Annotated in this window: 28 protein-coding genes; 10 read left to right on the top strand and 18 right to left on the bottom strand. The window is 66.0% G+C overall.

Going from position 1 to position 25,673, the window contains the following annotated elements; genetic code table 11:
• Positions 1 to 60: 60 nt before the first annotated feature.
• Genes ACQG3P_RS05385 through ACQG3P_RS05370 form a run of 4 tightly spaced genes read right to left on the bottom strand, consistent with a single transcriptional unit; the run spans position 61 to position 2,679 of the window.
• Positions 61 to 1,323, bottom strand: coding sequence for an RNA polymerase sigma factor (locus ACQG3P_RS05385; RefSeq protein WP_426804425.1), 1,263 nt, complete (start codon positions 1,321 to 1,323; stop codon positions 61 to 63).
• Positions 1,324 to 1,380: 57 nt separating this feature from the next.
• On the bottom strand, positions 1,381 to 1,788 hold the full coding sequence (locus tag ACQG3P_RS05380) for a VOC family protein (RefSeq protein WP_426804424.1): 408 nt from the start codon (positions 1,786 to 1,788) through the stop codon (positions 1,381 to 1,383).
• A 16-nt stretch (positions 1,789 to 1,804) separates the two neighbouring features.
• On the bottom strand, positions 1,805 to 2,230 hold the full coding sequence (locus ACQG3P_RS05375; protein ID WP_426804423.1) for a VOC family protein: 426 nt from the start codon (positions 2,228 to 2,230) through the stop codon (positions 1,805 to 1,807).
• A 29-nt stretch (positions 2,231 to 2,259) separates the two neighbouring features.
• On the bottom strand, positions 2,260 to 2,679 hold the full coding sequence (locus ACQG3P_RS05370; RefSeq protein WP_095364561.1) for a YciI family protein: 420 nt from the start codon (positions 2,677 to 2,679) through the stop codon (positions 2,260 to 2,262).
• A 211-nt stretch (positions 2,680 to 2,890) separates the two neighbouring features.
• On the opposite strand from ACQG3P_RS05370, the gene ACQG3P_RS05365 reads away from it, so the two are divergent.
• The gene (locus ACQG3P_RS05365; RefSeq protein ID WP_426804422.1) at positions 2,891 to 3,265 is read left to right on the top strand and encodes a YciI family protein; all 375 of its coding nucleotides are present in this window, start codon (positions 2,891 to 2,893) and stop codon (positions 3,263 to 3,265) included.
• 13 nt (positions 3,266 to 3,278) lie between these two features.
• On the opposite strand, the gene ACQG3P_RS05360 is transcribed toward ACQG3P_RS05365, so the two are convergent.
• Positions 3,279 to 5,363, bottom strand: a complete 2,085-nt coding sequence (locus ACQG3P_RS05360; protein ID WP_426804421.1) for an NHL repeat-containing protein — start codon at positions 5,361 to 5,363, stop codon at positions 3,279 to 3,281.
• 143 nt (positions 5,364 to 5,506) lie between these two features.
• On the opposite strand from ACQG3P_RS05360, the gene ACQG3P_RS05355 reads away from it, so the two are divergent.
• A complete protein-coding gene (locus tag ACQG3P_RS05355) occupies positions 5,507 to 7,027 on the top strand; it encodes a hypothetical protein (protein ID WP_426804420.1) in 1,521 nt (506 codons plus the stop codon).
• Between the two features lie 7 nt (positions 7,028 to 7,034).
• Here ACQG3P_RS05355 and ACQG3P_RS05350 read toward each other — a convergent pair whose 3' ends face one another.
• Positions 7,035 to 7,808: a lytic transglycosylase domain-containing protein gene (locus ACQG3P_RS05350; RefSeq protein ID WP_426804419.1), complete on the bottom strand. Its 774-nt coding sequence runs from the start codon at positions 7,806 to 7,808 to the stop codon at positions 7,035 to 7,037.
• A 296-nt stretch (positions 7,809 to 8,104) separates the two neighbouring features.
• On the opposite strand from ACQG3P_RS05350, the gene ACQG3P_RS05345 reads away from it, so the two are divergent.
• The 3 genes from ACQG3P_RS05345 (at position 8,105) to ACQG3P_RS05335 (ending at position 11,992) form a co-directional block, all read left to right on the top strand.
• Positions 8,105 to 9,706 (top strand): EAL domain-containing protein, encoded by a 1,602-nt coding sequence (locus ACQG3P_RS05345; protein WP_426804418.1) that lies wholly within the window; start codon positions 8,105 to 8,107, stop codon positions 9,704 to 9,706.
• Positions 9,707 to 9,872: 166 nt separating this feature from the next.
• Complete coding sequence (locus ACQG3P_RS05340; RefSeq protein ID WP_426804417.1) at positions 9,873 to 11,483, top strand: ABC-F family ATP-binding cassette domain-containing protein; 1,611 nt, start codon at positions 9,873 to 9,875, stop codon at positions 11,481 to 11,483.
• A 137-nt stretch (positions 11,484 to 11,620) separates the two neighbouring features.
• Positions 11,621 to 11,992 carry a MerC family mercury resistance protein gene (locus tag ACQG3P_RS05335; RefSeq protein WP_210132108.1) on the top strand — a complete coding sequence of 124 codons (372 nt, stop codon included), beginning with the start codon at positions 11,621 to 11,623 and terminating at the stop codon, positions 11,990 to 11,992.
• A 31-nt stretch (positions 11,993 to 12,023) separates the two neighbouring features.
• On the opposite strand, the gene ACQG3P_RS05330 is transcribed toward ACQG3P_RS05335, so the two are convergent.
• A complete protein-coding gene (locus tag ACQG3P_RS05330; protein WP_426804416.1) occupies positions 12,024 to 12,359 on the bottom strand; it encodes a hypothetical protein in 336 nt (111 codons plus the stop codon).
• 110 nt (positions 12,360 to 12,469) lie between these two features.
• Between ACQG3P_RS05330 and ACQG3P_RS05325 the strand changes: the two genes are divergently transcribed.
• A complete protein-coding gene (locus ACQG3P_RS05325; RefSeq protein ID WP_093533034.1) occupies positions 12,470 to 12,895 on the top strand; it encodes a hypothetical protein in 426 nt (141 codons plus the stop codon).
• 306 nt (positions 12,896 to 13,201) lie between these two features.
• Here the strand turns inward: ACQG3P_RS05325 and ACQG3P_RS05320 are convergent, their stop codons facing one another.
• Together ACQG3P_RS05320 and ACQG3P_RS05315 are read right to left on the bottom strand one after the other, a co-directional pair.
• Positions 13,202 to 13,687: an REP-associated tyrosine transposase gene (locus ACQG3P_RS05320; RefSeq protein WP_426804415.1), complete on the bottom strand. Its 486-nt coding sequence runs from the start codon at positions 13,685 to 13,687 to the stop codon at positions 13,202 to 13,204.
• An 81-nt stretch (positions 13,688 to 13,768) separates the two neighbouring features.
• Positions 13,769 to 14,584, bottom strand: a complete 816-nt coding sequence (locus ACQG3P_RS05315; protein ID WP_426804414.1) for a hypothetical protein — start codon at positions 14,582 to 14,584, stop codon at positions 13,769 to 13,771.
• A 109-nt stretch (positions 14,585 to 14,693) separates the two neighbouring features.
• On the opposite strand from ACQG3P_RS05315, the gene ACQG3P_RS05310 reads away from it, so the two are divergent.
• Together ACQG3P_RS05310 and ACQG3P_RS05305 are read left to right on the top strand one after the other, a co-directional pair.
• Positions 14,694 to 15,536: a class I SAM-dependent methyltransferase gene (locus tag ACQG3P_RS05310; RefSeq protein ID WP_426804413.1), complete on the top strand. Its 843-nt coding sequence runs from the start codon at positions 14,694 to 14,696 to the stop codon at positions 15,534 to 15,536.
• Between the two features lie 109 nt (positions 15,537 to 15,645).
• Complete coding sequence (locus ACQG3P_RS05305; RefSeq protein ID WP_426804412.1) at positions 15,646 to 16,578, top strand: GAF domain-containing protein; 933 nt, start codon at positions 15,646 to 15,648, stop codon at positions 16,576 to 16,578.
• A gap of 351 nt (positions 16,579 to 16,929) precedes the next feature.
• Here the strand turns inward: ACQG3P_RS05305 and ACQG3P_RS05300 are convergent, their stop codons facing one another.
• Entirely contained in the window at positions 16,930 to 17,742 is an 813-nt protein-coding gene (locus ACQG3P_RS05300; protein WP_419403542.1) for an alpha/beta fold hydrolase, read from the bottom strand.
• A gap of 185 nt (positions 17,743 to 17,927) precedes the next feature.
• Here ACQG3P_RS05300 and ACQG3P_RS05295 point away from each other — a divergent pair, with 185 nt between their 5' ends.
• Positions 17,928 to 18,326, top strand: coding sequence for a hypothetical protein (locus tag ACQG3P_RS05295; RefSeq protein WP_426804411.1), 399 nt, complete (start codon positions 17,928 to 17,930; stop codon positions 18,324 to 18,326).
• A 90-nt stretch (positions 18,327 to 18,416) separates the two neighbouring features.
• Here the strand turns inward: ACQG3P_RS05295 and ACQG3P_RS05290 are convergent, their stop codons facing one another.
• The 6 genes from ACQG3P_RS05290 to ACQG3P_RS05265 form a co-directional block, all read right to left on the bottom strand.
• On the bottom strand, positions 18,417 to 18,932 hold the full coding sequence (locus ACQG3P_RS05290; RefSeq protein WP_419403540.1) for a hypothetical protein: 516 nt from the start codon (positions 18,930 to 18,932) through the stop codon (positions 18,417 to 18,419).
• A 144-nt stretch (positions 18,933 to 19,076) separates the two neighbouring features.
• Positions 19,077 to 20,462 carry an XVIPCD domain-containing protein gene (locus tag ACQG3P_RS05285; protein ID WP_426804410.1) on the bottom strand — a complete coding sequence of 462 codons (1,386 nt, stop codon included), beginning with the start codon at positions 20,460 to 20,462 and terminating at the stop codon, positions 19,077 to 19,079.
• 21 nt (positions 20,463 to 20,483) lie between these two features.
• Positions 20,484 to 20,870, bottom strand: coding sequence for a hypothetical protein (locus ACQG3P_RS05280; protein ID WP_426804409.1), 387 nt, complete (start codon positions 20,868 to 20,870; stop codon positions 20,484 to 20,486).
• A gap of 79 nt (positions 20,871 to 20,949) precedes the next feature.
• A complete protein-coding gene (locus ACQG3P_RS05275; protein WP_426804408.1) occupies positions 20,950 to 21,246 on the bottom strand; it encodes a winged helix-turn-helix transcriptional regulator in 297 nt (98 codons plus the stop codon).
• Positions 21,247 to 21,412: 166 nt separating this feature from the next.
• The gene (locus ACQG3P_RS05270) at positions 21,413 to 22,015 is read right to left on the bottom strand and encodes a hypothetical protein (protein WP_426804407.1); all 603 of its coding nucleotides are present in this window, start codon (positions 22,013 to 22,015) and stop codon (positions 21,413 to 21,415) included.
• A 41-nt stretch (positions 22,016 to 22,056) separates the two neighbouring features.
• Positions 22,057 to 22,410 carry a winged helix-turn-helix transcriptional regulator gene (locus ACQG3P_RS05265; protein WP_184124462.1) on the bottom strand — a complete coding sequence of 118 codons (354 nt, stop codon included), beginning with the start codon at positions 22,408 to 22,410 and terminating at the stop codon, positions 22,057 to 22,059.
• Positions 22,411 to 22,518: 108 nt separating this feature from the next.
• Between ACQG3P_RS05265 and ACQG3P_RS05260 the strand changes: the two genes are divergently transcribed.
• On the top strand, positions 22,519 to 23,508 hold the full coding sequence (locus ACQG3P_RS05260; protein ID WP_426804406.1) for an MDR family oxidoreductase: 990 nt from the start codon (positions 22,519 to 22,521) through the stop codon (positions 23,506 to 23,508).
• A gap of 103 nt (positions 23,509 to 23,611) precedes the next feature.
• On the opposite strand, the gene ACQG3P_RS05255 is transcribed toward ACQG3P_RS05260, so the two are convergent.
• Together ACQG3P_RS05255 and ACQG3P_RS05250 are read right to left on the bottom strand one after the other, a co-directional pair.
• Complete coding sequence (locus ACQG3P_RS05255) at positions 23,612 to 24,271, bottom strand: DUF6988 family protein (protein WP_426804405.1); 660 nt, start codon at positions 24,269 to 24,271, stop codon at positions 23,612 to 23,614.
• Positions 24,272 to 24,416: 145 nt separating this feature from the next.
• Entirely contained in the window at positions 24,417 to 25,559 is a 1,143-nt protein-coding gene (locus ACQG3P_RS05250) for a YncE family protein (RefSeq protein WP_426804404.1), read from the bottom strand.
• Positions 25,560 to 25,673: the final 114 nt, after the last annotated feature.

The following is a 25,673-nucleotide window of genomic DNA, read 5'->3' as shown; positions in this document are numbered from 1 at the left end:
TCACTTTTGTGAGGCGCCACCATAGTGCCTGTTCAGGTTTCGGGCAAGAGGAGAATTGTGTCAGTCCGGCTGCAGCTGCGCCGCCCGCGCCTGCAGCAGCGCGCGTTCGCGCGCGTTGGGAGTAAGCCGCGCCGCCCGCGCAAAGGCATCGGCCGCCTCTGCGTGCCGGCCCATCTGCGACAAAAGGTCACCCTGCACCGCCGCCATCGGCGCGTAGTCCCGCAACCGTGGATCGCCGGCCAACCGCTCCACCAGCGGCCATGCCGCTGCCGCCCCTTCCGCGCGCGATACCGCCACCGCGCGGTTGAGTTCCACCACCGGTGAGGGCTGCACTTCCGCCAACCGCGCATACAGCGCGGCCATGCGCGCCCAGTCGGTCGCATCGGCGTGGTGCGCGCGCGCGTGGCAGTCGGCGATGGCCGCCTGCAGCACGTAGCCATCATCGGCCCCACCCAGCGCCACGGCCTGCTGCAGCGCCGCCTGCCCGCGCGCCACCTGCAGGTGGTCCCAGCGGCTGCGGTCCTGGTCGGGCAGCAGGATCGGGTTGCCGTGCACATCCACGCGCGCGGCCGCGCGTGAGGCCTGCAGTTCCATCAGCGCCAGCAGGCCGTGCACCTGCGGCCAGGTCGGCAGGCGCTGCTGCAGCACCCGCCCCAGCCGCAGCGCCTCCTCGCACAGCGCCGGGCGCATCCAGTCATCGCCGCTGCTGGCCGCATAGCCTTCGTTGAAAATCAGGTACACCACCGCCAGCACCGAGCCCAGCCGCTCCGGCAATGCCGCCTGGCGCGGCACTTCGAACGGCACCTGCTTGTCGGCCAGCGTGCGCTTGGCGCGCACGATGCGCTGGGCAATGGTCGGCTCCGGCTGCAGGAACGCGCGCGCGATCTCATCGGTGGTCAGGCCGCCCAGCAGACGCAGGGTCAGCGCCACCCGTGCATCGGCCGACAGCACCGGGTGGCAGGCCACGAACATCAGCCGCAGCAGGTCATCCCCGATGTCGTCCTGCAGGGCGTCGCTGTCGTCGGGCAGCGGCAAGGGCTGCGGCTCCAGCTCGCTGCCCCATTGCGCATGCTGGCCGGCCACGCGCTGGTGCTGGCGCAGCACGTCGATGGCGCGATTGCGTGCAGTAGTCATCAGCCACGCTCCCGGATTATCCGGAACGCCCTGGGTGGGCCAGCGCTCCAGCGCGGCCAGCCAGGTGTCCTGGGCCAGTTCTTCGGCACGCCCGATATCGCCGCCCAGCATCCGCGCCAGGCGTGCGATCAGCGCCGGCGACTCCATGCGCCAGAGGGTATCCAGTCGTTGTGTCAGCGCAGCTTCCATGCGGCGAATGAGAGCATCCGTCACCGCGCCGCACAAGGTGCGGCGCGGCACTTGGCATCAGCCGGGTTCGCCATCCATGTGCGCCACTTCCCACAGGTGGCCATCCAGGTCCTCGAAGCTGCGCTGGTACATGAAGCCGTAATCGCGCGGCGGCGTCGGTTCGCTACCACCGGCCTTGAGCACCTTCTCCAGGGTTTCATCCACCGCCGGGCGGCTGGGCGAAGACAACGCAAGAATCACCTGCGCCTGCTTGCGCGCATCGGCGATGGGCCGGTTGATGAAGGTGGCGAAGAACGGCTCCAGCAGCAGCATCAGCATGATGGTGTCGCTGATGTTGAACGAGGCCGCCTTGTCATCGGTGTAGGTCAGGTTGGGCGTGAAACCCAGCGCGCTGAAGAACGCCTTGCTCCTGTCCAGGTCGCGGACGGGCAGGTTCACGAAGATCATCTGGGGCGTGTCGGTCATGATGGGTTTCCCGTGATCAGTAGGGTTTCATGCAGTTGACCATCCACGGCTTGCCGTAGCGGTCTTCCAGCATGCCCCAGCGCTTGGCCCAGAACGTTTCGCCGATCGGGAACGTCACCTTGCCGCCCTCGGACAGCGCCTTGAACACGCGCTCGGCTTCCTCCTCGGTTTCCACTTCGATGTTGATCGTGGTGGTGCCTTGGCCCGAAGAGGACGGGCCATCGGCCGCCATCAGGATCGCGCTGCCCACTTCCAGCTGGCTGTGCGCGATCAGGTTCGGATCGGACGGGCCGGGGTTGTCGCCACAGCCGTCCATGTTGTCGCTGGGCGGCATGTCGCTGTACTTCATTTCCGAGGTGACCTTGCCGCCCAGCACCTGGGCATAGAACGCCATGGCTTCGTGGGTCTGGCCATTGAAGCCAAGAAACGGAATAAGTTTCATGGGAATCTCCTGAAAAGCACGGGGGTGGGTCAGTCGGCCTGGCCGATCTGCTCGCGCAGACGCTGTTCCTGCGCACGTAATTCCGGGGTGAAAACCTCGCCAAAATCTTCTTCGGTATAGAACGGGCGGATCTCCACCACGTCGCCGGGCAGGAACGGGGCGCGCTTGAGCCATTCGGTGGCTTCGTCCACCGAACGCACCTGCCACAGCCAGAACCCGGCCACCAGCTCGCGGGTTTCGGCGAACGGGCCGTCGATCACCTGCGGTGCCGTGCCTGTGTAGGCGACCCGGCGGCCGTGGCTGCTGGGGCGCAGGCCATCGCCGGCCAGCATGATCCCGGCCTTGACCAGCTCCTCGTTGAAGGCGCCCATGTCCCGGAACTGCGCTTCGGTGGGCAGCACCCCGGCCTCGGTGGCCTCGGTCGCCTTCACGATCACCATGACTTTCATCGGCTTTCCTCGTTGTCGGCCCGGTTGGCGGGCCCTTCATGAGATACGACGCCCCAGTGGAACGGAAATCGACATGCCTGCCAAAAAATATTCCGATGCCGGCAGCTGTTGACGGTCACGGCCCTGAACGGGCCGGCAGCGCTGCACTGCAACAGGACCGCAGCGCAGGCTGGGGCATCATGGGCATCCCCTGCCCAGCGGTGCGCCGGCCATGCAATTTCTGCTGCTGATCTATATCGACGAATCCCTGATCCAGGACGTGCCCGCCGAGGAATACGACGCCATGATGCGCGGCTGCATCCAGCATGCTGACAAGCTGAAGGCCGAAGGCACGCTGGTCGCCTCGCAGCAGCTCGAGCCGGTCGCCCAGGCGCGCACCCTGCGCACGCGCCAGGCGCAGGCGCGCATCACCGACGGCCCATTCGCCGAAACCCGCGAACTGCTCGCCGGCTTCAACCTCATCAACGCCAGCGACCACGATGAAGCCCTGCGCATCGCCCAAGGGTTCCCGTGGTCGCGCTACGGCAGCATCGAAGTCCGCCCGGTAGCCGACTTCGAAGCAGAACGCCGCCGGGTCGGCGCCTGAGGTTGCCTGGAAATCACGGCAACACCGTGACCTTCAACTCGCGCTCTCCGATCGCCTCGTTCCCGCTGTAATCCCGCGCGCTCCCACGAATGATGTAGTCCCCCGCCGGCAATGCCTCCGGCTGCCAGCGCCCGGTCTCCACCAGGCCATCGCGCACCGTATTGGTCACCAGGTAGCGGAACCGCGTCACCGCACTGCCGTGCACGGTAATCCCGCTGTCCGGCGCATACGCCACCACCGTGGCACTGTCCTCGCGCGGCATCCGGTTGAACACGATGTTGAAGCGCGGCTGCTCGTACCCCGCCAGCGGCGTGCCAGCCGCGTCCAGGATCTGGTACCCCACCTGATATGCCCCCAACCGACGCCGCGGCAGGTTGTTGTCCACCTGGTCCCACGCCTCCACCACGATCTGCACGCCCGGCCCAACGCGCGAAATCGGCACGCGCCCGTTCGCCCCGGCCTTGATCGGCTGGTCCAGGTCATCCAGCACCGCGACGTCCGTAATGCGCGGCGCGAAGCTGTCGGCGTAGCCCACGAAGCCCAGCGCCACCGCATTGCGCTGGAAGCCACCGGCGCCGACGCTCAGGTGCACGTGCGCCATGCGGTTGATGCTGCCCAGCGGCTCACCGGCCTTGAAGCGCGTGCCCCGGCGAACGCGTACCCGCTCCAGCTTGCCGTCCAGGTCGCGCAGCTGCGGCCAGCGCGCGTCGAACGCGCGGTCACGCGCATCGCGGCCCACCTTCATGTGGATGTAGCGCAGACGGTCCAGCGACAACCCTTCGGCCTGCCCGCCCACCGACCAGCTCGGGAAGGGACTGCTCACCTTCGCATCGGCCATCGCCAGCACCGTCTGCCCGACATCGCCACGGATATCAAAGCCATCGTGCAGGTGGTGGCGGCTCTCACCACTGAAGTTGCCGCGCACCTCACCCAGCGTGCCCACCACCTCATGCCAGCCGAGCTGCGGAGCCAGCGGCCAGCGCCCACCGGTGTCCGGCAGCGCCGCATCGGCGGCCGGACCGATCAATGACGGCGCCGGCGTGGCGCCGGCCGCCAGCGCACGCAGGCGATGCACCCGGTATGACGCCGCATCGGACACATACAGCCCGCCATCGGCATCCAGCGCCAGCCCGCCCGGCCGCGAAAAGCGTGGCTGCGCCGACGCGCCGGTGAGGTCCACCACATGGCCCAGTGCCGACAACTGCACTACCTTGCCGTCGAAATCGCTCGCATACACCACGTCATCGTGGGTCACCGCCAGCGCCAGCGGCCCGTTGAGAAGGCTGCCGCGGGCCAGCAGCGTATCCAGCGTGCCGTCCGGCGCCAGCCGGCGGATCGCGGCGTTGAGCAGGTCGGCGATCAGCAGATTGCCGTGCGAATCCAGCGCCAACGCAACGGGCGTATCCAGCCGCGCGCCCACCCCTGCCCCATCCACGTTGCCCGGCGCATCACCGCCGGCCAGCGTGCGCACCTGGCCATCGGGCTCGATCACGCGGATGCGGTCGTTCCAGGTATCGGCCACGAACACACGGCCACCGGCATCCACCGCCACGCCCATCGGCCCATCAAAGCGCGCCTGTGCGGCCGGGCCATCGGCGTAACCGGCGGTGCCATCACCGGCAATCGTGCTGACCACACCATCGGTGCCGATCCGTCGGATCACGTGGTTGCCGGTATCGGCGACGAACACATTGCCGGCGCCATCCAGTGCAATGCCTGACGGCGTATTGAACTGCGCCTGCAGCGCCGGGCCATCGCGCCAGCCCTCGCCCTGCCCGGCCAGCGTGTCCACCCGCCCATCGGCAAACACCCGGCGGATGCGATTGTTGTCGCCCGCATCGGCCACATACAGCACGCCGTGCGCATCCAATGCGAGGCCGTAGGGGTCGGCAAACCGGGCCTGCGCCGCCGCGCCATCGCGCAGCCCGCCCACGCCGTCACCGGCCAGCAGGCTGACCTGCGGGGTCCAGCCCAGCACCGTGGCCACCGGGCCCGGCGGCGGGGCCGGCGCGGCCGGTTCGCGCAGGAAGGTCCACGTCAGTGCAGCTGCCACCGCCACGCCTACCAGCGCCACCATTGCCCATCGTGCGCGCGTCATCGCTGTCCTTGCCTGCTACCCGTTCGGGACACGACCTTAGCCGCTCGCCGCGTGCCTGCAAACCCTGCGTGCGTCCGCAGCGACTTGTGTGGATGCCGCGTTCCGGTTTCAATCGTGGCTCAGACCAAGGAAGGAAGCACCGCATGACCTGCCATACCGGCACTGCCCTCGTCCTGCTGCTCTCGCTGTGCGGGGTGCCGGCCGCAGGCGCGACCGCCGCTGCCAGTGGCGCTACCCTGGATGCTTCCACTGTTGAGGCATCGCCCGCCAACGCCGCGTTCCTGGCCGAAGTAGGCGCCGCCCTGCAGCAGTCCGACGCGGGTGACAGCCTGGGCGCGGCCATTACCCTGGATCGCCTGCTGGTCGATCCGCGCATGGCGCAGCTGGAGGTGGCCCAGCGCAGCGACGTATGGGCATCGGCGGCCATGGTGTCCGGTGCACAGAAGCAGGACGACATCGCCCTGCAGCGCCTGCAGCAGGCGCTGGCGATCAATCCACGCAACGCCTACGCGCGGCTGCGGCTGGCGTGGACGCAGATGGTCGATGGCTCGCCGGAGAACGCCGCCGACAACGTCATTCTCGCGCTGGCCGATGGCGAAGGGCAGCCGGACATGTCCGCCGAGATGGTGTGGCAGCTGGACACGGACCTGAAGCACCTGCCGGCCAAACGCCTGGCTGTGCTGCAGGGTCTGTTCGACCGCGAGTGGAAGATCGACGGCATCGAACCGGTTGAACTGTGGTCCATCCTGGCCATCCTCCAGGTCGAGGCCGGCCAGACCGACAAGGTCGCTGCCACGCTGGAACGCATCGATGCACCGATCCCGCTGGTGCGTCTGCGCGCCGACAAGCGCTTTGACCGCTTCCTGCGCCGCGATGATCCCCGCTACGACCCGGTGGCCGCCGCACGTCGCCATATCGACCGGCTTCGCGTGGACACCATGCTGTCACCGGGCGTGAATGAAACCGCCGTTGAACTGACCTCGGCGCTCATGGTGGCCGGCGAGCTGCAGGAAGTGGTGGGCATGACCGCACCCATCGCCGAGGCTGCCGCAGCCGCCCGTTCGGCGCCGCCGGAGATGGCGCGCCACATTGCGTGGATGCTCGACACCCGCAGCCGCGCCTACCGGCGCCTGGGCAAGGCCGACGACGCGGTAGGCGCGCAGCTGCTGGCGATCCGCATGGCCGACTCTGAGGGCGATACGGTCAGCCAGCGCCTCAACCTGGCCAACCTGTATGCCGCCCTGCACCGTCCGTCGATGGCACGCGAAACGATGCAGGGCCTGGACAACATGAGCACCTACGGCCGCAGCACGAAGGCGGTGATCGAACTGCAGGCCGCCCTGCAGCTCGACGATGCCGCCGCAGCGTCGCGCGCGCGCGAGCAGCTGTTCACCAGCCGCGTTGAAACCCCCGGCCACTACCGTGAGGCGCTGTTGCTGGAGAATCGGATGGACGAAGCCGCGGCCGGCCTGATCGTCCAGCTGCAGGACCCGATGGACCGCAGCGATGCCCTGCTTGAGCTGCAGGACACGCGCGATGCGCCACCGCTGCCGGAGGAAGTCCTGCTTACGGCGCGTTGGAAGCAGCTCAAGCAACGTGCCGATGTGCAGGCTGCGGTGCGTCGTGTCGGCCGCATCGAGTCCTACCCGCTGTTCGCCTTCTGAGCGCAGGTCAGCGCGCCGGGGTTTCCGCCTTGAACCCCATCGCCTCGCGGTAGCGCGCGTACAGCGCGCCCACTTTCTCCACGTAGGCCAGCGTTTCGGCATACGGCGGCACGCCTTTGTAGCGGGTCACCGCACCGATGCCCGCGTTGTAGGCGGCCGCCGCCAGCGTGCGGTCGCCCTTGTAGCGCGCCAGCAGCGCCTTCAGGTACCGCGCGCCGCCATTGATCGACTGCTCGGCGGAAAGCGGATCGGACACGCCCAGTTCGGTGGCGGTATCGGGCATCAGCTGCATCACCCCCTGCGCGCCCTTGGGCGACACTGCGCCGGCATCGAAGCCACTTTCGGCATGGGCAATCGCGCGCAGCCAGGCATCGTCCACGCCCGTGGCCCGCGCCGCCGCCTTGAACTGTTTCGCATGCCGGTTGAGCTGCGGCGCGCCGACCTTGCCCAGCCCTTCGTGCGCGGGTTCGCCCGGTGGCGTGGCGACGGTGAATTTCAGGAACACCCGCGAACCGGGCAGGTTGCGGGTGGAGTACACCAGCTGCCCATCCTGCTCGCGCTCATACAAGGTGCCGCTGAACACCCCCATGTTGCCCCACAGGTTGGGCGCCTGCACCGCGTTGTCGTCGATCTGCTGCGCCTTGCACTTCGAACCCGGCTCCGGCGCCGTGGCCAGGCTGACGGTGTTGTTCTGTACGCAGCGGTACACCGTGCGCGCGGCCGCCGTGCCGGGCAACAGCAACGGCAACAGGGCCAGCACGGCAGGCAGCAGGGGCTTCATGGCTCCGGGGCCGCCCGGGGGCGGCCAGATCGAGGGGTGGCGCGATCATCGGGCGGGCAGTGCGAACCGCAGGTGAAGCCTATGCGGGGGGCTGAGAAAATGCCGCTGTTGGCCGACGGGGTGGGCGAAGCAAGCACAAGCCATGGCTGCCGGGGTGACGGCTTCACCTTCCCCATGCGACCTGATGCCGACACTGGGGAAATACCGACAGGAATCTACGTGAAGCCCTGTTCCAAACCGACGTTCCAGATGGTCATATAGGGCTCAATCCACGCCCGCCGGGCAGAGAGGTCCGCTTGAAGCGCGCCAGCACCATCGCCGCCATCGCGCTTGCCGCCCTTCTGGGGGCCATCCTGCCTGTGGCCGCGCTGGTCTACATCAGCTGGAGCCGCGCCCAGGTCGCCGAGACCGACCGCCTCGAGAGCACCGCCGAACGCACCCTTCAACGTGCCCACCGCGCCTACGAGGCCGGCCTGCTGGCGCTGCGCAAGCTCAACCAGGCGCAACTGCCCGGCTGCTCGCCCGAGCACCTCAAGTTGATGCGCAGCCTCACGCTGAGCACCACCTCCGCCGAACAGGTGGGGTATTTCGAGGAAGGCCGGCTGCGCTGCACCTCCTGGGGCATGGTCGAGGACCTGGTGCCCGAACCCACCCCAGACCACATCACCGCCGACGGCGCCTCCATCACCCTTGGCGTGCGGCCGGTGGCCGGCGATGGTGCCGCCTCGCTGCTCTCCCTGCAGCTCGGCCGCCACGACATCCTGATGGACCCCTCCCGGTTCGTGGATGTCATCGCCGAACCCAACGTGCGGCTGGCGGTGGCCACCCCCGATGGCCGCCTGATCGCCCAGCAGCCCATGGCCGACCCGGAACTGCTGCAGCGGCTGCTGCGCGAACCGCATAACGGGCATACCCCACGCACGCTGTTTGCCAGCGCGCAGGACCAGGAATGGCTGGCCATTGCCATCGCCCCACGGGTCGGGCTGCTGGCCGCCTTCCAGCAGCAGCTGTGGCAGCTGGTGCCGCTGGGCCTGGTCGGCGCGGTGCTGGCCAGCGTCGCCGGCGTCTGGCTCTCGCGCCGCCGCCTGTCGCTGCGCAACGAACTGGCCAGCGCGGTGCGCCGCCGTGAGTTCCGCATGGACTACCAGCCCATCATCGAACTGGACACCGGCATCTGCGTGGGCGCCGAAGCGCTGGTGCGCTGGTCGCGCGCCGACGGCACCCAGGTGCGGCCGGATCTGTTCATTCCGGTCGCCGAAGAAACCGGCCTGATCGAAGCGCTCACCGACCACGTGATGGACCTGGTGATCAGCGACATGCGTGAGCTGCTCATCCATGATCGCAGCGCGCATATCGCCATCAACCTGTCCGCCGGCGATGTCAGCAGCGGGCGGGCATTGAAGGTGCTGTCCGGCAAGCTGGTCGGCAGCGGCATCCACCCGCAGCAGATCTGGCTGGAAGCCACCGAACGTGGCTTCCTCGATATCCAGGGCGCGCGTACGTCGCTTGCCGCCGCGCGGCGTGCCGGGCACTGCGTGGCCATCGATGATTTCGGCGTTGGCTATTCCAGCCTGCAGTACCTGCAGCAGCTGCCGCTGGATGCGTTGAAGATCGACAAGTCGTTCATTGATTCCATCGGCACCCACAGCGTGACCAGCCCGGTCACCTCGCACATCATCGACATGGCCAAGACGCTGGGCCTGTTCACCGTGGCCGAGGGCATCGAAACCTCGGCCCAGCTCGCCTACCTGCAGTCGCGCCAAGTGGAGTTCGGCCAGGGTTGGCTGTTCTCGCGGCCGCTGCCAGCCCCGGAGTTCGTGGCCTTCCATGAGCAGCGGCGCATGCAGTATGGGAAGGCGCCGGAAGACATGCAGAACCCCAACTCGATCACCGAATAGCAGGTTCATCGGCCGGTTGGAATGCAGCCCTATAATGGGCACGCGGCATCCAGCCGCCCCCGTCATGAGGTGTGCCTGCATGCGCCAGTAATGCCGCCGTCGTTGGACGGCCAGTCTCCTTCCCGCCCTGTTCGCAGGGGGAGTCCTTGGCATTGCTGGAGGTCGCATGACCGCATTCACCCTCACGCTCGACCGCGTGACATTCACCCTGCCCGATGGCCGGGTGCTGTTCCCTGAGCTTTCTGCTTCCTTCGATACCACCCCCATCGGCCTGGTGGGTCGCAACGGCGTGGGCAAGAGCGTGCTCGGCCGCCTGCTGGCTGGGCAGCTGCTGCCCAGCAGTGGGCACATCCAACGGCAAGGCCACGTTCACCTGCTTGCCCAGCACAGTGGCGTGCTGCCCGGCCGCATCGCCGACCTGGCGGGCGTCGCCCCGCAGTTGGATGCACTGGACAGGATCGAAGCCGGCAGCGTGGACCCGCACGACTTCGCCGTGGTGGGCGAACGCTGGACCCTGCGCGAGCAGTTGCAGGCGCAATGGCAGCGGCTTGGCCTGCCCGAACTGGATCCCGCGCAACCGGCCGCCACGCTCAGCGGCGGCCAGGCCATGCAGGTCGCGTTGGCCGGTGCACTGCTCTCAGACGCGGATGCCCTGGTGCTGGACGAGCCCAGCAACCACCTCGACAGCGCACATCGCACCCGGCTGATCGATGCGCTGGCGCAGTGGCGTGGCAGCCTGATCGTCATCAGCCACGACCGCGCGTTGCTGCGGGAGATGCGGCGCGTTGTCGAACTCACGCCCAGCGGGTTGCGCAGCTACGGCGGCAACTACGACCTGTATGCCGCGCAGAAGCAGGCCGAACAGACCAGCGCCGAAGCCGAGCTTGCCCTGCGCAAGCGCGAGCGCCGACAGGAGCAGGCCGCACTGCGCGAACAGCGTGAGCGGCAGGAACACCGCCAGTCACGCGCCCAGCGCGATGCCCGCACCGCCAACCAGGCACCCATCCTGCTGGGCGGCATGAAGAACCGCGCCGAGAACAGCGCCGGCCGGCTGCAGGCGCAGCAGCTTGAACGGCGCGCAGCGGCCGACAACCGGGTACGGGAGGCGGCAGCGGGGGTTGATGAGGCCGCCCAGATTGCAATGCTCGGGCCCAGCCTGGCTGCGCCCGGTCCGCAACAGGTCGCCACGCTTGCCAACGTGCACCTGCCATGGGTGGAGGCGCCTTGGCAGCACATCACCCTGCACCTCCAGCGCGGCGACCGCATCGGCGTGCGTGGCCGCAACGGCAGTGGCAAATCCACCCTGCTGCGGGTGCTGGCCGGTGAGGTGGCGCCGCTCAGTGGCGAGGTCAGGCGCGGGGCTGACATCGCCCTGCTTGACCAGACGTTGTCCGCGCTCCCCGCGCAGGATTCCGCGCTGCAGCTGTTGCAGCGCGCGAACCCGAAGGCCAGCGAGGGCACCTTGCGCACCCGGCTGGCCCTGCTCGGCCTGGATGCCGAGCGCAGCCTGCGTCCGTTGGCCAGCCTGAGCGGTGGCGAACGGGTCAAGGCCGCGCTGGCCGCCGTGCTGTATGCGGACGTCCCGCCGCAACTGCTGCTGCTCGACGAGCCGGGTAACCATCTGGACCTGGCCTCGCTGGCCGCGCTGGAGCAGATGCTCAACCAGTACTGCGGCAGCGTGGTGATCGTCTCGCACGACCAGGCACTGCTGGATGCGGTGCAGCTGACCCATCATCTGGATGCCGGCGAGGAGGGGTGGCAGTTAAAGCTGCTGTAGTCGCGTACCTCAAGCACGCGCCCAGGTGACCCGCAGGCGGGAGTCGAAAGGGATGGCAGAGGCAGTCATGGTGGCGAAAGCTTAAAGTTGGATTGAAATGTTACTATATAACACCATTCGTTCCAGACCCTTCCCCCATGAAGACCACCAACGCCCTGCTCGACGCCGGCGCCATCGCCCTTTCCAGCCTGTGCCTGCTGCACTGCCTGGCCCTGCCGCTGCTCGCCGCCGCCCTGCCGCTGATGGGGGTGTGGGCCGAAGCAGAGTGGGTGCACATCGTGTTCGTGGCCATCGCCGCCCCGACCACCGGTTTCGCGCTATGGCGCGCCCACCGCAAGCAACCGCTGCCGGCCGCGGCGATCGTCAGTGCAACCGCCGGTCTGCTTTTGCTTCTGGCGGGCGCAGCCGGGTGGCCGAGCCACGAAGCGGAGACGCCGATGACGGTAACCGGCAGCCTGCTCCTCGCCAGCACCCACATCTGGAACGCCTGGCGCCGCCACCGTCATTGAACCCGCATGGCTCTACGCCGCATGCTTGGTGTTACAGGCGGAGCAACATTCCCGCCAGGAACAGCAGCAGCGGCAAGGCGCTGATGATCGCGCCCACAATGCCCACCCATGGCCAGCGCTCGCGGCGTACGCGCGAGCCGATGGTCAGCAGCAGGCCCAGTACCGACGACGCCAGTACGCCCACCGATACTCCGGCACTTCCGACCAGCAGGCGCCCCATTTCAGGTGATGCCTGTGCCACTGCATAGGCCGCCGCCAGGATCACCGGGGCCACCAGCCAACTGGCGGTGCCGAGCAGCGGCCAGCGCTGGCCAGCGGCGCGGGAATCGACACGGGTGTGCAGCGGCTGGGAAGTCGGTTGCGGCATGTACGTGCTCCGTAGGTCTCTCCCACCGTACACCCAACGCAACGCGTACACACCGCCTGCGCAGGTAAAGGCTCACGATGCCCGCAAACCTGTCCCTGGGGGGATCCGCCATGCGCACATTACCGTTCATGCTTCTGCTGCCCGGCCTGCTGCTGCTCTCAGCCTGCGGCGACCGCGACAATGCCGCCGGGATGTTCTCTTCCGACCCGCTGCTGGGCTGCTTTGCCACCCACCCCCGCAAGCCGGCGGAGTTCCGCATCGAACAGCAGCAGGGACAGTACTTCGTCTCCTTCAACCGCGACGAGCAATGGCAGCGTGACGCCACGCCGCTGCAGCTCTCCTCGCGCGCCGATATCGCCCGCTTCTTCAACGATGATGCCGACCAGATCGACAAGGCGCTGGTGCGCCCCACGGGCGGCTTCGGCATCTTTCACTTCAATCCCGGCGCCACCCTCAAGGGCAAGGACAAGGACAGCGACTACATGGCGCTGGTGCTGATCGGTGCCGGCCCGGTGTTCCAGGTGACCTGCCCTTGAGCGCCTCACCCAAGGCGCCGCCCTGCGGCGAACCGCGGATATGCAGTTGCCGCCGGGGTTTCCTCGTCGGCGCGGATCCCCACCGCACCAAACCCCGGTGTGACTTCCGCACGTAGCGGCGCATGTGCCGCCGTGCTCCCGCTCCCCTGTACGGCCGACCCGCCCAACGCCACGTACGCCCCCGTTGCACGGCCACCCCCGGTAGTGGCGTACGGCAGCGCGAGTCCCTACGCACGGGACGCGCCAGCCATCCGAGTCGCCCGCCCACCATCCAGCGCACGCCGCGCGGCACGGTCCGCCCGTACTTCAGCATGGCCCGCCCTCCCTGGCACAACGGCGGTGGATGGAACTGTAGGGCCACTCGCAGGCCTCCCGCACGAACCCGTGCTGCACGGGATAGCTGTGCACGTAGGCGATGTGGCGCTGCACGTCATCGGCATCGACCAACCGTCGCTCACGGAAGTCGGTGTGCCATAGCGGCCGCACTGTGCGGTCACGGCGCACCATCGCACGCGGTGGATGACCCGGCAGCTGGCGGTCGAACACGGCCTGGATCAGCAGCCATCGCCGGTGGCCCTCTTCGTCCCCATCCGGCAGCGTCCACACGCCGTGCAGATGATCGGGCAGCACCACGATGGCATTGATCCGGAACGGCCGCGCCTGCTGCGCTATCCGGAATGCCAGTCGCAGTAACTGCGCGTGCTCCACCAGCAGGCGGCTATAGCGATCACGAAGATGCGCGCTGAAGAAGTACGCGCTGCCGGGTTGCCAGGAGGGGTTTTCAGTAGCCATGGGCGCAGTGTGCAAATCTGCGCGAGCGCGAACGATCGGGGCAGGCCGCACGCAGGCGTCAGTGCGCCGCCCGGCCCGCGGTCAGGATGCGGCGCGTGGCGGTCCCAGTTCGCTTTCACATGCCTGTTGAGCTGCGTGCCTGATCTGCTCGCCCAGCATCAGGGCGTTCTCTTCGCCCAAGCGCTTCGCCGCCAGCGAAGCAGGCGGCAGCAGACGCCGCAGGGCATCGCTGACCGGCACCGACCAACTGCGCGGCGTGGAGGGTACATCCACTTCCGGCAGGTCACCCAAGGTCCACGGCAGCATCTGCAGCTTCTGCGATCGCGACGAAATGACCTGATCGGGCGCGTCGCGGAAACGGATGACCACGCGCATCATGGGGTAGTCGTCGGTCCATTCCATCTGCGTGTAGTACGTATCCAGCTGCGCTCGCAACGCGCTCCCCTTCATGAGGTCGAACATCCGATTGCGGATGTTTTCGGCGGTACACGCAGGTACGTTGCGGCTCGCGCTGGGCGCTGCGCTTTCCAGCATCCCGAGCGGGCGCACCCGCCGCGCCATCACCTGCATACCCCGCTCGCGCGGCCAGGGTGGTGCCGACAGCGCCCACACCAGCTCGCCCACCCGCTGCGCCGGCACCGTGGCCTGCGTGGTTTCAACGCCCTCGGCCGTTTCCACCTTCGAGGTACGGGTAAACGCACGTTGGCCACCGCTGCGCTGCAGTCTATGGACTTCATCCGCGTGGCTCCAGCCGCTGTACTGGTACTGGATCTCCACCGAGCGCACGTTGTCTATTGCAGCCGGCGGCGGCCCGCTGCCCGGTACCGTGCACGCCACCAGCAGCAACACGGGAATGCCGGCAAACAGGCGCAACGTGGTAAGGATCGAAGGAGTCATGGCGGCATTCTAGACCTGCGTGAACCAGCCCGGCGGCCATCTCGGTTACGATGCCCACCCCTTCCTGCCTGTCGGCCGGCTGCGCTGCAGCACGGTCCGCCCTGATCCCGTGACGCACTACACCGGCCCCCTGCTCACCCGCCCCCTCGCCGAAGCCCTGGTCCGCGCCCGCGACGCCGGTGCGACCGAGTGGACCGGCTCGCTCGATCTGGCACGCTCCAGCGGTACCGCCACGCTGGGGGCCGAGAGCTGGCAGTGGAAGGGTGAAACCTACGCCTACCCGGGCAAGACCAAGGACCGCACCCTGTACTACTGGGATGGCGAGGAATTCCTGGCGGTATCCCGGTTCGGCTCGGCGCTGATCAAGCTGGTGCCCACCGAGTGGGACGCGCCCACCTTCGAGATCGACGGCATCAAGATGCTGCCCAGCGCGCAGGTTTCGCCCTACGAGGATGCGCGCCGCAAGGTGGCGCTGGTGGCCCCGGCAGGCAAGACCGTGCTCGATACCTGTGGCGGGCTGGGTTACTTCGCTGCCTGCTGCCTGGAAGCCGGGGTCACCCGCATCCAGTCGTTCGAGAAGAACCCCGATGTGCTGTGGCTGCGCACGCTCAACCCGTGGTCGCCCGACCCGGATGCGCCCAGCAGCGGTGGCCGGCTCTCGCTCACCCAGGGCGATGTATCGCAGGCGATTGAAGCGCTGGAAAGCAGCTCGGTGGACGCCATCCTGCATGACCCACCGCGCTTCGGCATCGCCGGCGAGCTGTACTCGCAGGTGTTCTACGACCAGCTGGCGCGGGTGATCCGTAAGGGCGGGCGCATGTTCCATTACACCGGCGCGCCCAACAAGCTGACCAGCGGCCGCGATGTGCCGCGTGAGGTCGCCAAACGCCTGGAAAAGGCCGGCTTCAAGGCTGAACTGGCGCTCGACGGGGTGCTGGCGGTCAAGCGCTGATCCCGGCCGACGCGCAGGTGAACCGGCGGCCACGCCTCTACCCGCGCTTAACCCCGGCGCGGGTCCGCTGACCTACGCTACGGTTTCGTTCCACGTCCCAGGTACCTGCATGACCCCGAGCACTCCTGTCGCCTTCGATGAAACCGAACGCCAGCGCGCCCTGGATGCGCTGCACATCGTGGGCAGCCTGCCCGAACCGGCGTACGACGATATCGTCAAAGTCGCTGCCGCCGTCTGCGGTACCCCGATGGCACTGGTCACCCTGATCGACCGTGACCGCCAGTGGTTCAAGGCCCGCACCGGCTTGGAAGGCGTGCAGACCGAACGCAACGTGGCCGTGTGCGACCACGCCATCCGCCAGCCGACCCAGTTGATGGAAGTAGGCGACCTCAACCAGGACGCGCGCTTCGCCGACAACCCCGTCCTGAAGGACCTGGGCGCCCGCTTTTACGCAGGCATGCCGCTGGTCACCGAAGATGGCGCCGCCGTGGGCAGCGTGTGCGTGGTGGACGTCAACCCACGCGAGCTCAACACGACCCAGCGCGAAGCCCTGCAGGCATTGGCCCGACTGACCATGACCCTGATGGAAAGCCGCGGCCGCGAACGCGAGCAGCAGGTGGCCGCCATCCTGGACCAGGGCGTGGCCGAAGAAACCGCCGTTGCCCCGGACGCTGCCGGCGCCTACACCGTGGTGATCCTGGAGCTGCAGGACCTGTCCGAGCTGGCCCAGCGCCTCGGCGAGCGCACCCTGGACCGCCAGCTGCAGCAGTTGGACCAGGCGCTGGAACACTGCCTGCAGCCAGACCGTGGGGACAGCATCAACCGCGTGACCGGCAGCGGTGAGTTCATCGCCGTGCTCGGCAGCGACCATGTGGACGACACCGTGGAAAAACTGCAGCGGGTGGCTCGTGAAACGAGCCAGAGCCTGGGCAGCCCGCTGCTGCTGGGCGCCGCGTCCACCAGCACTGGCGAAGCCACTACCGCTGTTTTCCTTCGGGCTGACCAGGCATTGAGCGCCGCTAAAGACGCGCTACGCGCCTGAGGAAAGACCACGGTCGTAGAGCCAGGCCCTGCCTGGCTTCGCGGTGCCGGAACGGAAAGCTGGCACGCATGGCGTGTCACTACGCGGTTTCGTCCCCGCATGACGTGGTTCAGTCCCCAGAGGCCGCATTTCAGTCTTCGGGTGGCGTGTTTTAGTCGCCGCGTGGGAGCTTCTTGGCCCACATGTTGTCGACCAGATTCGGGTACGCCCGCCCGTTCTCCTCAGCTCGCTGCCGCGCCGCCGCCTTCTGCGACGGCGACAGCGGCTGCCCCTTCTTCCCCTTGGGATTGGGCTTCTCCCAAGGCGCTGTAACGGTCTTCCGCATTCAATCACCCCTTTGCCCGGCCTACCTCACCGCGCCAGGAACGCAACCAACGCTGCGTTGAACTGCTCGGCATGGCTGGCATTACACCCATGCGGAGCATCCTTCAGCAGCACCACCTCGCTGCCGCGAATCGCCTCATGCGTACGGCGGCCCGAGCCTTCATACGGCACGGTGCCGTCGCTGTCACCATGCAGCACCAGCGTAGGCACCGTAACCTTCTTCAGGTCCTCGCGGAAATCGGTGGTGCCAAACGCCTTCATGCAGCCCAGCGCGGCCGTCTGGTCAGACTGCTTGCACAGTTCGATCGCTTCCTGGCGCTGCTTTTCAGTCACCTTCAATTCGCCCTTGGCGCTGAAGAAGTCCTTGGTGAACCCGTCGAAGAACTCGTCACGGTGGTTCTCCAGCCCCATCCGCATCTGCTCGGCCTTTTCTTCGGTCAGCGGACCGTCCGGGTTGTCGGCGGTCTTGAGCATGTACGGCGGCACCGCCGCAGCAAACACCACGCTGCGGAGGCGCTGCTCGCCATGGCGTGCGATGTAGCGCGCCACTTCGCCGCCGCCCATCGAGAAGCCCACCAGCGTCGCGTCCTGCAGGTCCAGCTGTTCCAGCACCCCGGCAAGGTCGTCGGCCAGCGTGTCGTACTCATAGCCATCGGCCGGCTTTTCCGAACGGCCGAAGCCACGGCGGTCATAGGCCACCACCCGGTAGCCAGCGGCCTTCAGTACCGGCACCTGAGCGCGCCAGGATTCGGCCGACAGCGGCCAGCCGTGGATCAGCACAACCGGGCGACCGGTGCCGCCGGAATCTTCAACATGCAGGCGAACGCGGGGTGCAGTCATTGGGGAACTCCGTAAACCAATCATGGAGGCACCAATGCTAGGAATTCGCACAGACGGATGCCGTGAACGTTTCAGCGACGCCGCTGACGTGGTCTGCACACTTCCACAGCCTTGACCGCCTGGACCCGTCGAGACATCAGCCTGCGTGTGCTCTACCATGCGCAGGCCGCTTCGGGAGACGGACAATGCGTTCGGTAGAAGGCTTCTTTGATGAAATTCATTTCACCGAGTGCAATCTTCTGGCACCCACCATTGCCGGCGACACGCTGTCGATTTCTGCCAGTGGCCTCTATGTCTTTCCCGAGCACCCTCTTGCGCAGAGCGGGCCGGGTCCCCATGAGGGAACCCTCGTATTCGATGGTGTGTCCAGCTCCCGCCGGGTCATCATTGAATACATTGGCGATTCAATGAATCCGGAGGGGTTCAAGGACCCGCGCACTGTGATCGATGCCTTCCCGGCAAATCGAGACCCGGGTGAGAGCTCCGGAATCGCACACGTGTTTGAAGGTTATCTTGCCGAGCCGTCTTCATGGGTGGACCATTGGGAAGTGACGGCGAGATCCTTCAAGATCGTCCTGCGTTGAGGGAAAGCGGCAGCACGACCGGCCTCAGCCCATCTGCCGGGCGGTGACATCGCGCTGCTGGGACTGTGCGTGCTCGTTCGGCATCATGAGCTACTTCCCGCGCTTGAGGTAGGCAACCAACAACTCGGCCTTCTGGCCCTGAAACTCCGGGTGGTCATCCATCAGCTCAACCGTCAGCCGGTAGTGACCCGGCTCGATCTGGTTCGCAGCCGCAAACTTGAAGTAAGTCTGGAAGTCCGTCGAGTCCAGCAAGCCCGCCTCCTCAAGCAGGGGCATATCGACACTGGTCACAGTGACACCCGGCACCGCCCCATCAGGCGGGAGCGCAATCCATTCACCCGGCTCACCAGTAGGCCGGCTGAGAGGGACAGTGGCTATGGAGCCTTCGGTCACCCGGAGAAGGCGCACCTTTGCCGGAAAGTCTGCTTGAAGCAGTTGGCTCGTCACCGCGACGCCTGCCTCCGCATCAGGGCTTTCGGTGCGGAACCCAATCATCAGCGTCGGCGCCGCATTAGGACCCGGAGGTGGGAGCTCAAACTGCAGATCCACAATCTGCCCTGCCCTGTCCAGATCGAGGGGGCGGATAAGTGGAACCTCAAACCGCATCGCAGCCTCCTCTTTCGTGACTTTTGGAGTTGGCTGCCGGCTCTTCGACTCCTGGTCACATCCACCAAGGCCCGTCATGCACAACACCATCGCGCATGCGAGGAGCGCTCTACGGCTTTTGAGCATCTGGGTATCCAACTGCGCTCAGCCCATGACCCTGGGACGTTGCTGTTCCTGCTGGGCAAGTTGCTCTACCTGCTCCTGATGCTGGTTGCGGACTACCGCGCCGGGCCCATCTTCCTGCAGCCTGCGAATGGACTCCTCAGCAGGCACGGCCAAAGCCTCCGCCGTACCCATGTGCGCACGTCGATGTGCCGGATCACCGGGTTCACCCTGGACTACGAACACATTCTCCCCTTGCCGGGTACTAGCTGTCGCTTGGCTGAGCATCACGTGGTCGATGCGACTGAACCCGCTTTCTTTTGCCAGGCAAGCAGCGCTCGCTGCCATGCATTCGCTGTTGCCGTCGTATTCGCGGCCAAGGCCGGACTCCAGCCGCCGCATTGCGTCGCGTGCCTGGGCAAGTAACGGATCTTCCGCGCTTCGGGGCGTTGACTCGCCGGACTGCCCGAAGGGCTGAACATAAGGCGGCAGCTCACCCGGGCTCTCCGGATTCACCACGGGCGGCAGCAGCGGCGGTGCAATGGTGCGGACAGTTGTCGGGTCAAGATCGCCAGTGGCAGGCAGACCATTCGCGTTCTGATAATTGATGACTGCACGCTGCATTGAGAGCCGGTAGATGCCATCCTCGGCCAGCGGCTGGTTATCGGCACCGGTATACCCTTCCGCATTCAGGCGTTGCTGGATCGCACGGACCACATCCGCGGATTCGCCGATGCGGATGATCCCGTCATCGACCACGGGCCTTGCCTCAATCCCTGCGTTGCGGCGCTCAGGATCCATGGCCAAGCGCCCACTTGCCAGGTCTTCTACGTAGTTCTCGTACTGCTGGTAATAGCGCGTGTCCACCTCCATGTGGACATGCTTGCCTGCAGTAGGCAACCCTTGGTTGCTCTGCGTCCCCAAGGCTTGTCCGTACTCGATCGTGTCTCCTGCCGACACATGCACAGGATCCATGTGCAGGACCCGCGCCATCAGCTCGCCGCCCTCCCGGTCGTAAATGTCCACAGTGCCCAGTACTGGCGATACACGCTGTACATAGCCAGCGAACGGCGAGGGAACATCCACCTCGCGAACGCCGCGCGCGCCGACCGGAATTCTGCTGTCCTCCAGCATGAAGTCCTTAGTGAGCAAGACCTGGTGTTCACGCAACGCGCTGGCAGGGCCGCCATCGGTGCGGCGGGTTTCCAGCTCCTGGATCTCGCCGCCAACGACACCGTAAGAGCGGGTCCGCGGATTCTCAACACCCACCGGCACCCCGTCATCAACCCGCGCACGAGCATTGGACCCTGGGTGGTGCGTCACCAGCCCCTCGAGATCCGCAACAGGTTGATTGCCCCTCTGTGGGCTGTGCAACTGGGTAACGCGGTAGTGTGGCAGTGCCTGCTGGGTCTGTTCGTCCTGTGACATGCGGCCTTCCTTGTCTGCGCCTCAGCGGCAACGGCGGTAGCTTCTGGCCGTCTCGCCAGTAGTGATCGTCAGATAGTCATCCACCAGCACGAACACCTCGTCCTGCACCATGCCTGGCGCGATGTTCGACTCCGACGAAATCACCCACACGCTGGGCTTCTTCGAAACACGGGTGATCCGCTTGGGGGAATCGATGTTCTCATAGCCGGCCAACCGGCCAGCCTCGATGCGGATGGGCGTATCCGAATCAGCATTGACCGGAAGCTTGCAGGAGGACGGACCCAAGTCCCACGTGCCCTGAAGCTCCTTCGGAAATCGGGGTGCAGGCGTCGCGCCCATGATGAGCACCAGCGACGCTCCAATCACAACTCTGACTGCAACCTTGGTCAGCAACGATGAAAGCCTCATTCCGTGCTTCTCCTCGCCTATCAATCCGATGGCTTGCGTAGTCTGGGGGAAGTGGCGGGTGCAAGGAATAGGAGAACTCCTACTCCCTGTTCATCCTCTTGTACGCCGTCCCCCAATCCCGCATCGCCAGCAAAACCGGCACCAGCGTCTGCCCCAGCTCCGAAAGCCGGTACTCCACCTTCGGCGGCACCTCCGGGTACACATGCCGCACCACCACGCCATCGGCCTCCAGCTCGCGGAGCTGGCTGGTCAACATCGATTGGGTGGCATTGGGGATGAGCCGGGTCAGCTCCATGAATCGCCGGGTGCGTGACACCAGGTAGAACAGGATCACCGGCTTCCACGTGCCGCCGATGACCGACAGCGTGGCTTCCACGCTGCAGCCGGTTTGCCATATACGCGCCGCGCCATGACGGGATACTCCTGAAAAGCATAGTACCTAGATACATGTGGCCCGCTGCCGACGTGCCACCGTTCTTCAGCGGTGTTCCTGGTGCTGCTACATAGACCGTTACGGTGTACGGCGCATCCTTGGCCATTCGTTACTTCCCCTTGCCCATGTATGCAATGAGCAGCTGGACCGGCTCCGAACCCAGCTCTGGATGGTCCTGCTGCAACTCAACAGTCAGCCGGTAGTGGCCAGGCTTGGCGTCTTTTGCGCCTGCGAGCAAAAGAACATCGTAGAACTTTGAGGGATCAACCAACCCAGCGCTCTCCAGCTGAGTGCGCTCGACGTCCGACGCTGTAACTCCCGGCACCAAACCATCATCGCCAACCACAATGCGGTCCTGCAGATCCGGACTGTTACGGAACAGCGCCACTTGAGTAATGGAGGTTTCCTCCACTCGAAGCAGCCGAACACGGGCGGACAGCTGAGCACGGATGATTCCATCGGATTGCCTGATTCCGGTCGGAGCATCTGGCGCGACCACGCGGAGGCCCACGACGAGCGCAGACGAGGCGTTCTCAATCGGCGGCGGCAACTCAAACTCGAGGCTCACCACCTCTCCGGCCCTATCCAAAGAGACTGGCCGGACAAGGGGAGCTTCATTACGCATGAGTGCATCCTCGTTGGAGACGGGCTGAATCTGGTGGCTGCCCTGCGCACCTTGCCCACATGCCGCGAGGCCCGCCAGGGCAAGCATGGCGAGTGCTCTCAGCAGATTTGATACGCACCTACGCCTTCTCATTGCTCACCCTCGCCCGCCTGCCCCGAGTTCTGGGCCTTGTACGAATCCCCCCAATCCCGCATCGCCAACAACACCGGCACCAGCGTCCGGCCCAGCTCCGAAAGCCGGTACTCCACCTTCGGCGGTACCTCCGGATACACATGCCGCACCACCACGCCATCGGCCTCCAGCTCGCGGAGCTGGCTGGTCAACATCGATTGGGTGGCATTGGGGATGAGCCGGGTCAGCTCCATGAATCGCCGGGTGCGTGACACCAGGTAGAACAGGATCACCGGCTTCCAGGTGCCGCCGATGACCGACAGCGTGGCTTCCACGCTGCAGCCGGTTTTGCCATATACGCGCCGCGCCATTACGGGATACTCCTGAAAACCATAGTACCTACGGGAAAGCATAGTTCTTGTGGCAACCACGGTGCGACCATAGCATGCAGGTCATGTCCCCCGAGGTGATCGATGCCCATGAAATTCAATGCCCTGCTGGCCACGAAAGAAGACGGCCAGGTCTCCACCCAGCTGGTGGCCTTTGACGAAGCCGACCTGCACGAAGGCGATGTGCTGGTGCAGGTGGACTACTCCACCCTGAACTACAAAGACTCGCTGGCGATGACCAACGCCTCGCCGGTGATCCGTACGTTCCCGCTCATTCCCGGCATCGACCTGGCCGGCACCGTGCTGGAATCGGGCAATGCCGGCTTCCGCCAGGGCGACCGCGTCGTGCTCAACGGTTACGGCCTCAGCCAGACCCACCACGGTGGGCTGGCGCAGCGCGCGCGCGTTCCCGGGGAGTGGCTGGTGAAGCTGCCGGACAGCATCAGCAGCAAAGACGCCATGGCGATCGGCACGGCCGGCTACACCGCCATGCTGTGCGTGCTGGCGCTGGAACACGGCGGGGTGAAGCCCGAGCACGGCGACATCCTGGTGACGGGTGCCAACGGCGGCGTAGGCTCCATCGCCTTGGCCATCCTCTCCAAGCTGGGCTACCGCACGGTGGCGTCCACCGGCCGACCCGAACATGCGCAGTACCTCAAGGACCTGGGCGCCGACGAGATCATCGACCGCGCCACGCTGGCCGAGCCGCGCACCCGCCCGCTGGATGCCGAGCGCTGGGCCGGCGTGGTGGATGTCGCCGGCAGCCACACGCTGGCCAACGCACTGGCGCAGACGAAATACCGCGGCGTGGTGGCGGCCGCCGGACTGGCGCAGGGTACCGACCTGCCTACGTCGGTGCTGCCCTTCATCCTGCGCAACGTGACCCTCGCCGGTATCGATTCGGTGCAGGCGCCGCACGCCGTGCGTGCCGAGGCGTGGAAGCGGCTCGCGACCGACCTGGACCTGGGCAAGCTGGCCAGCACCGTTGAAGTGATCGGGCTGGAAAAGGTGCTGGAGGTATTCCCGGCGTTCCTTGAAGGCAAGGTGCGTGGGCGGTTGGTGGTGGATGTGAACGCCTGAGCACATCGTTTCTGTGCCAGCCGCTGAGAAGGCAATGAGTCTTTAGCCTCCGTAACGTGAGAATGAACCGTAACTTCAGGCAATGTTACGGTTCATATCAGTGTTACGGAACGCTCGTCGGCGTGGCGCTCGGGTTGGCCTCTGGTTGCATAGGCAGGCATTCTCTGAAGCGATCATTGAGTTTCAGAAGTTCCTTCTGGAGTCCGTTCACGCCGGTCAGAATGGCGAGTTGCATTGCAGCCATGAACGCCAGCCCGTTGCTTTGTTGTAGAAGCTGGCAGGAGAGCTCTGGCGGATAGCCAGTGACCTGTCTCCAGAGGGGGTGATCCCCTGAATGGACATAGGAGTTCAGAGGCTTCCACGAGTACGTCTGGAACTCGCGGAGGGTCGCTACTGCGGCTGCAACTAGTGGCACTGCATCCAGCTCATTCAGCATTCCTGACGCAGTTGGCATGGAAGCATTAGCTTGATCAGGCCCTGTGAGCAATGAGGTCTCGAGCTTCTCCAAGGTCTCGCCCGACGAGCAGTAGAACACCCACATTGCACGCAGCAGCGATTCGAATTGGCACCTAAGTAGAACCGGCGCACTGGACATTATGCCCGCCTCCAAAAGACATCTTACCGCCGCCGCATGCTCCAAACTGAGTATCACGTACTCAGCGGACAGTCCTATGCGAGCGCTGTGGTCGTAGAGAGGATGATGAAGAACCTCCTGGATGTTCTGCATCAATAAATCAGACCGGAGCAGTAGCTGTTCGAGCATCGGAACCGCCTCACATTGGGTTCCCGCAGTTTATGGGCGCAACCCTAACCCTCTGCAAGGGGCCATGCATCGGATGGCGGCCTCCCATAAAACGCCTGCCCGGTATCCCAGCCGGGATACCGGGAATCGCCCTTGAAATCAGCCCTTACAGCGCTATCCGCGCAACCGACTCCTCACTTCCCTTCTCGTCCTTGTCCCCATTCTTGATGGTCACGTACAGGACGTTCTTCTTCGCATCCAGCGCCAGGCTGTTCGGGTGGGTCGGCACGTCATAAGTGCCCACCTGCTTGTAGCTCTCGCTGTCATACGCGGTCACCGTTCCCGCTTCGCGGTTGGTCACGTACAGGCGCTTGCGCGGTCCATCCAGCAGCAGGCCCAGCGGGCCGGCGTCGGTGGCGATGCTGGCCAGTTCCTTGCCGGTGGTCGGGTCCAGCACCAGCACGCGCTGGCCCGGGTGCTTGGACACGAAGCCCGGAATGCTGCTGCCCTGGTACTTGCGAATCATCTCCAGGCCCTGGTCGGTCACGAACAGGCGCTTGCCGCTCGGGTCCAGCGCCAGGTTCATCGGCTGCTCGGCGCTGACCTTGAAGCGCTGCTCCACCTTGCCGGTGTCGGTGCCCACGGTGACCACTTCGCCCAGCAGGTTGGAGGTGAGCACGCGCTTGTTGGCCGCATCCAAGGTCAAGCCCGGCGCCTTGGCGTTGCCCAGGCCCGGAATGGTGTTGATGAGCTTCAGCGACTGGGTATCCACCACGAACAGCACGCTGCCCTCGCCGGAGTGGCCGGTGACGTACAGGCGGTTGTTCGGGGAATCCACCACCAGCTCGCGCAGGTCGTGGGTGTAGCCGGCCTTGCCGTCCTTGCCGACCTTCTTCTCCATAAGCTGCACGATGCCTACAGCCTTGTTCGACGCGGTATCCACCACGGTCACCGAGGTATCTACGGTGTTGCCCACGTACAGGCGGTTGTGGGCGTCGTCGAGCACCACGCCGAAGGCTTTGCGCTCCAGCGGGATCTTCGCCTCAACGGCCAGCGAATCCGGATTCAGGCGCAGCACCTGGGCCGGGCCGGCGGCATCGCCGAAGCCGCCGGAGGAGGCCACGAACAGCGCGTTCTGGGTGGGGCTGAAGGCCAGCTCGTACAGGCCTTGGGCCACGGCGGCGCGCTGCACGGAGGAAGCGGCGGCGGTGGTGGCGGCCTTTTCGGCGGCAAAGGCAGACGGGGCGCCAAGCGTCAGGCTGACGGCCAGCGCCAGGGCGGCCGAACGGAACAGGGAACGAGGGTGCATGCGAGCGTCCTTGTGAGAGGCAGAGGAAGGATCCTGGCTCGCGTGGCCGCTGGGAGGAGCGGCCAACCACACGGTCGAATGACGTGGGAAGGCTGGCTGGCCCGGACATCTTAA

Source organism: Stenotrophomonas sp. SrG (genome assembly GCF_050031795.1).
Taxonomy (GTDB): Bacteria; Pseudomonadota; Gammaproteobacteria; order Xanthomonadales; family Xanthomonadaceae; genus Stenotrophomonas; species Stenotrophomonas rhizophila_A.
Note: the sequence above shows the minus strand (reverse complement) of the source record. Positions and strands in the feature narration are given on the sequence as shown.

Bases quoted from the DNA above. Each gene is read 5' to 3' on its own strand.
- ACQG3P_RS05375 (WP_426804423.1), bottom strand. From the start codon at position 2,230: ATGAAACTTATTCCGTTTCTTGGCTTCAATGGCCAGACCCACGAAGCC.
- ACQG3P_RS05360 (WP_426804421.1), bottom strand. From the start codon at position 5,363: ATGACGCGCGCACGATGGGCAATGGTGGCGCTGGTAGGCGTGGCGGTG.
- ACQG3P_RS05285 (WP_426804410.1), bottom strand. From the start codon at position 20,462: ATGTCACAGGACGAACAGACCCAGCAGGCACTGCCACACTACCGCGTT.
- ACQG3P_RS05315 (WP_426804414.1), bottom strand. From the start codon at position 14,584: ATGACTCCTTCGATCCTTACCACGTTGCGCCTGTTTGCCGGCATTCCC.
- ACQG3P_RS05380 (WP_426804424.1), bottom strand. From the start codon at position 1,788: ATGACCGACACGCCCCAGATGATCTTCGTGAACCTGCCCGTCCGCGAC.
- ACQG3P_RS05250 (WP_426804404.1), bottom strand. From the start codon at position 25,559: ATGCACCCTCGTTCCCTGTTCCGTTCGGCCGCCCTGGCGCTGGCCGTC.
- ACQG3P_RS05325 (WP_093533034.1), top strand. From the start codon at position 12,470: ATGCGCACATTACCGTTCATGCTTCTGCTGCCCGGCCTGCTGCTGCTC.
- ACQG3P_RS05255 (WP_426804405.1), bottom strand. From the start codon at position 24,271: ATGCTCGAACAGCTACTGCTCCGGTCTGATTTATTGATGCAGAACATC.
- ACQG3P_RS05365 (WP_426804422.1), top strand. From the start codon at position 2,891: ATGCAATTTCTGCTGCTGATCTATATCGACGAATCCCTGATCCAGGAC.
- ACQG3P_RS05260 (WP_426804406.1), top strand. From the start codon at position 22,519: ATGAAATTCAATGCCCTGCTGGCCACGAAAGAAGACGGCCAGGTCTCC.
- ACQG3P_RS05350 (WP_426804419.1), bottom strand. From the start codon at position 7,808: ATGAAGCCCCTGCTGCCTGCCGTGCTGGCCCTGTTGCCGTTGCTGTTG.
- ACQG3P_RS05385 (WP_426804425.1), bottom strand. From the start codon at position 1,323: ATGGAAGCTGCGCTGACACAACGACTGGATACCCTCTGGCGCATGGAG.
- ACQG3P_RS05270 (WP_426804407.1), bottom strand. From the start codon at position 22,015: ATGCTTGCCCTGGCGGGCCTCGCGGCATGTGGGCAAGGTGCGCAGGGC.
- ACQG3P_RS05355 (WP_426804420.1), top strand. From the start codon at position 5,507: ATGACCTGCCATACCGGCACTGCCCTCGTCCTGCTGCTCTCGCTGTGC.
- ACQG3P_RS05305 (WP_426804412.1), top strand. From the start codon at position 15,646: ATGACCCCGAGCACTCCTGTCGCCTTCGATGAAACCGAACGCCAGCGC.
- ACQG3P_RS05340 (WP_426804417.1), top strand. From the start codon at position 9,873: ATGACCGCATTCACCCTCACGCTCGACCGCGTGACATTCACCCTGCCC.
- ACQG3P_RS05265 (WP_184124462.1), bottom strand. From the start codon at position 22,410: ATGGCGCGGCGCGTATATGGCAAAACCGGCTGCAGCGTGGAAGCCACG.
- ACQG3P_RS05300 (WP_419403542.1), bottom strand. From the start codon at position 17,742: ATGACTGCACCCCGCGTTCGCCTGCATGTTGAAGATTCCGGCGGCACC.
- ACQG3P_RS05290 (WP_419403540.1), bottom strand. From the start codon at position 18,932: ATGCGGTTTGAGGTTCCACTTATCCGCCCCCTCGATCTGGACAGGGCA.
- ACQG3P_RS05330 (WP_426804416.1), bottom strand. From the start codon at position 12,359: ATGCCGCAACCGACTTCCCAGCCGCTGCACACCCGTGTCGATTCCCGC.
- ACQG3P_RS05320 (WP_426804415.1), bottom strand. From the start codon at position 13,687: ATGGCTACTGAAAACCCCTCCTGGCAACCCGGCAGCGCGTACTTCTTC.
- ACQG3P_RS05370 (WP_095364561.1), bottom strand. From the start codon at position 2,679: ATGAAAGTCATGGTGATCGTGAAGGCGACCGAGGCCACCGAGGCCGGG.
- ACQG3P_RS05280 (WP_426804409.1), bottom strand. From the start codon at position 20,870: ATGAGGCTTTCATCGTTGCTGACCAAGGTTGCAGTCAGAGTTGTGATT.
- ACQG3P_RS05295 (WP_426804411.1), top strand. From the start codon at position 17,928: ATGCGTTCGGTAGAAGGCTTCTTTGATGAAATTCATTTCACCGAGTGC.
- ACQG3P_RS05335 (WP_210132108.1), top strand. From the start codon at position 11,621: ATGAAGACCACCAACGCCCTGCTCGACGCCGGCGCCATCGCCCTTTCC.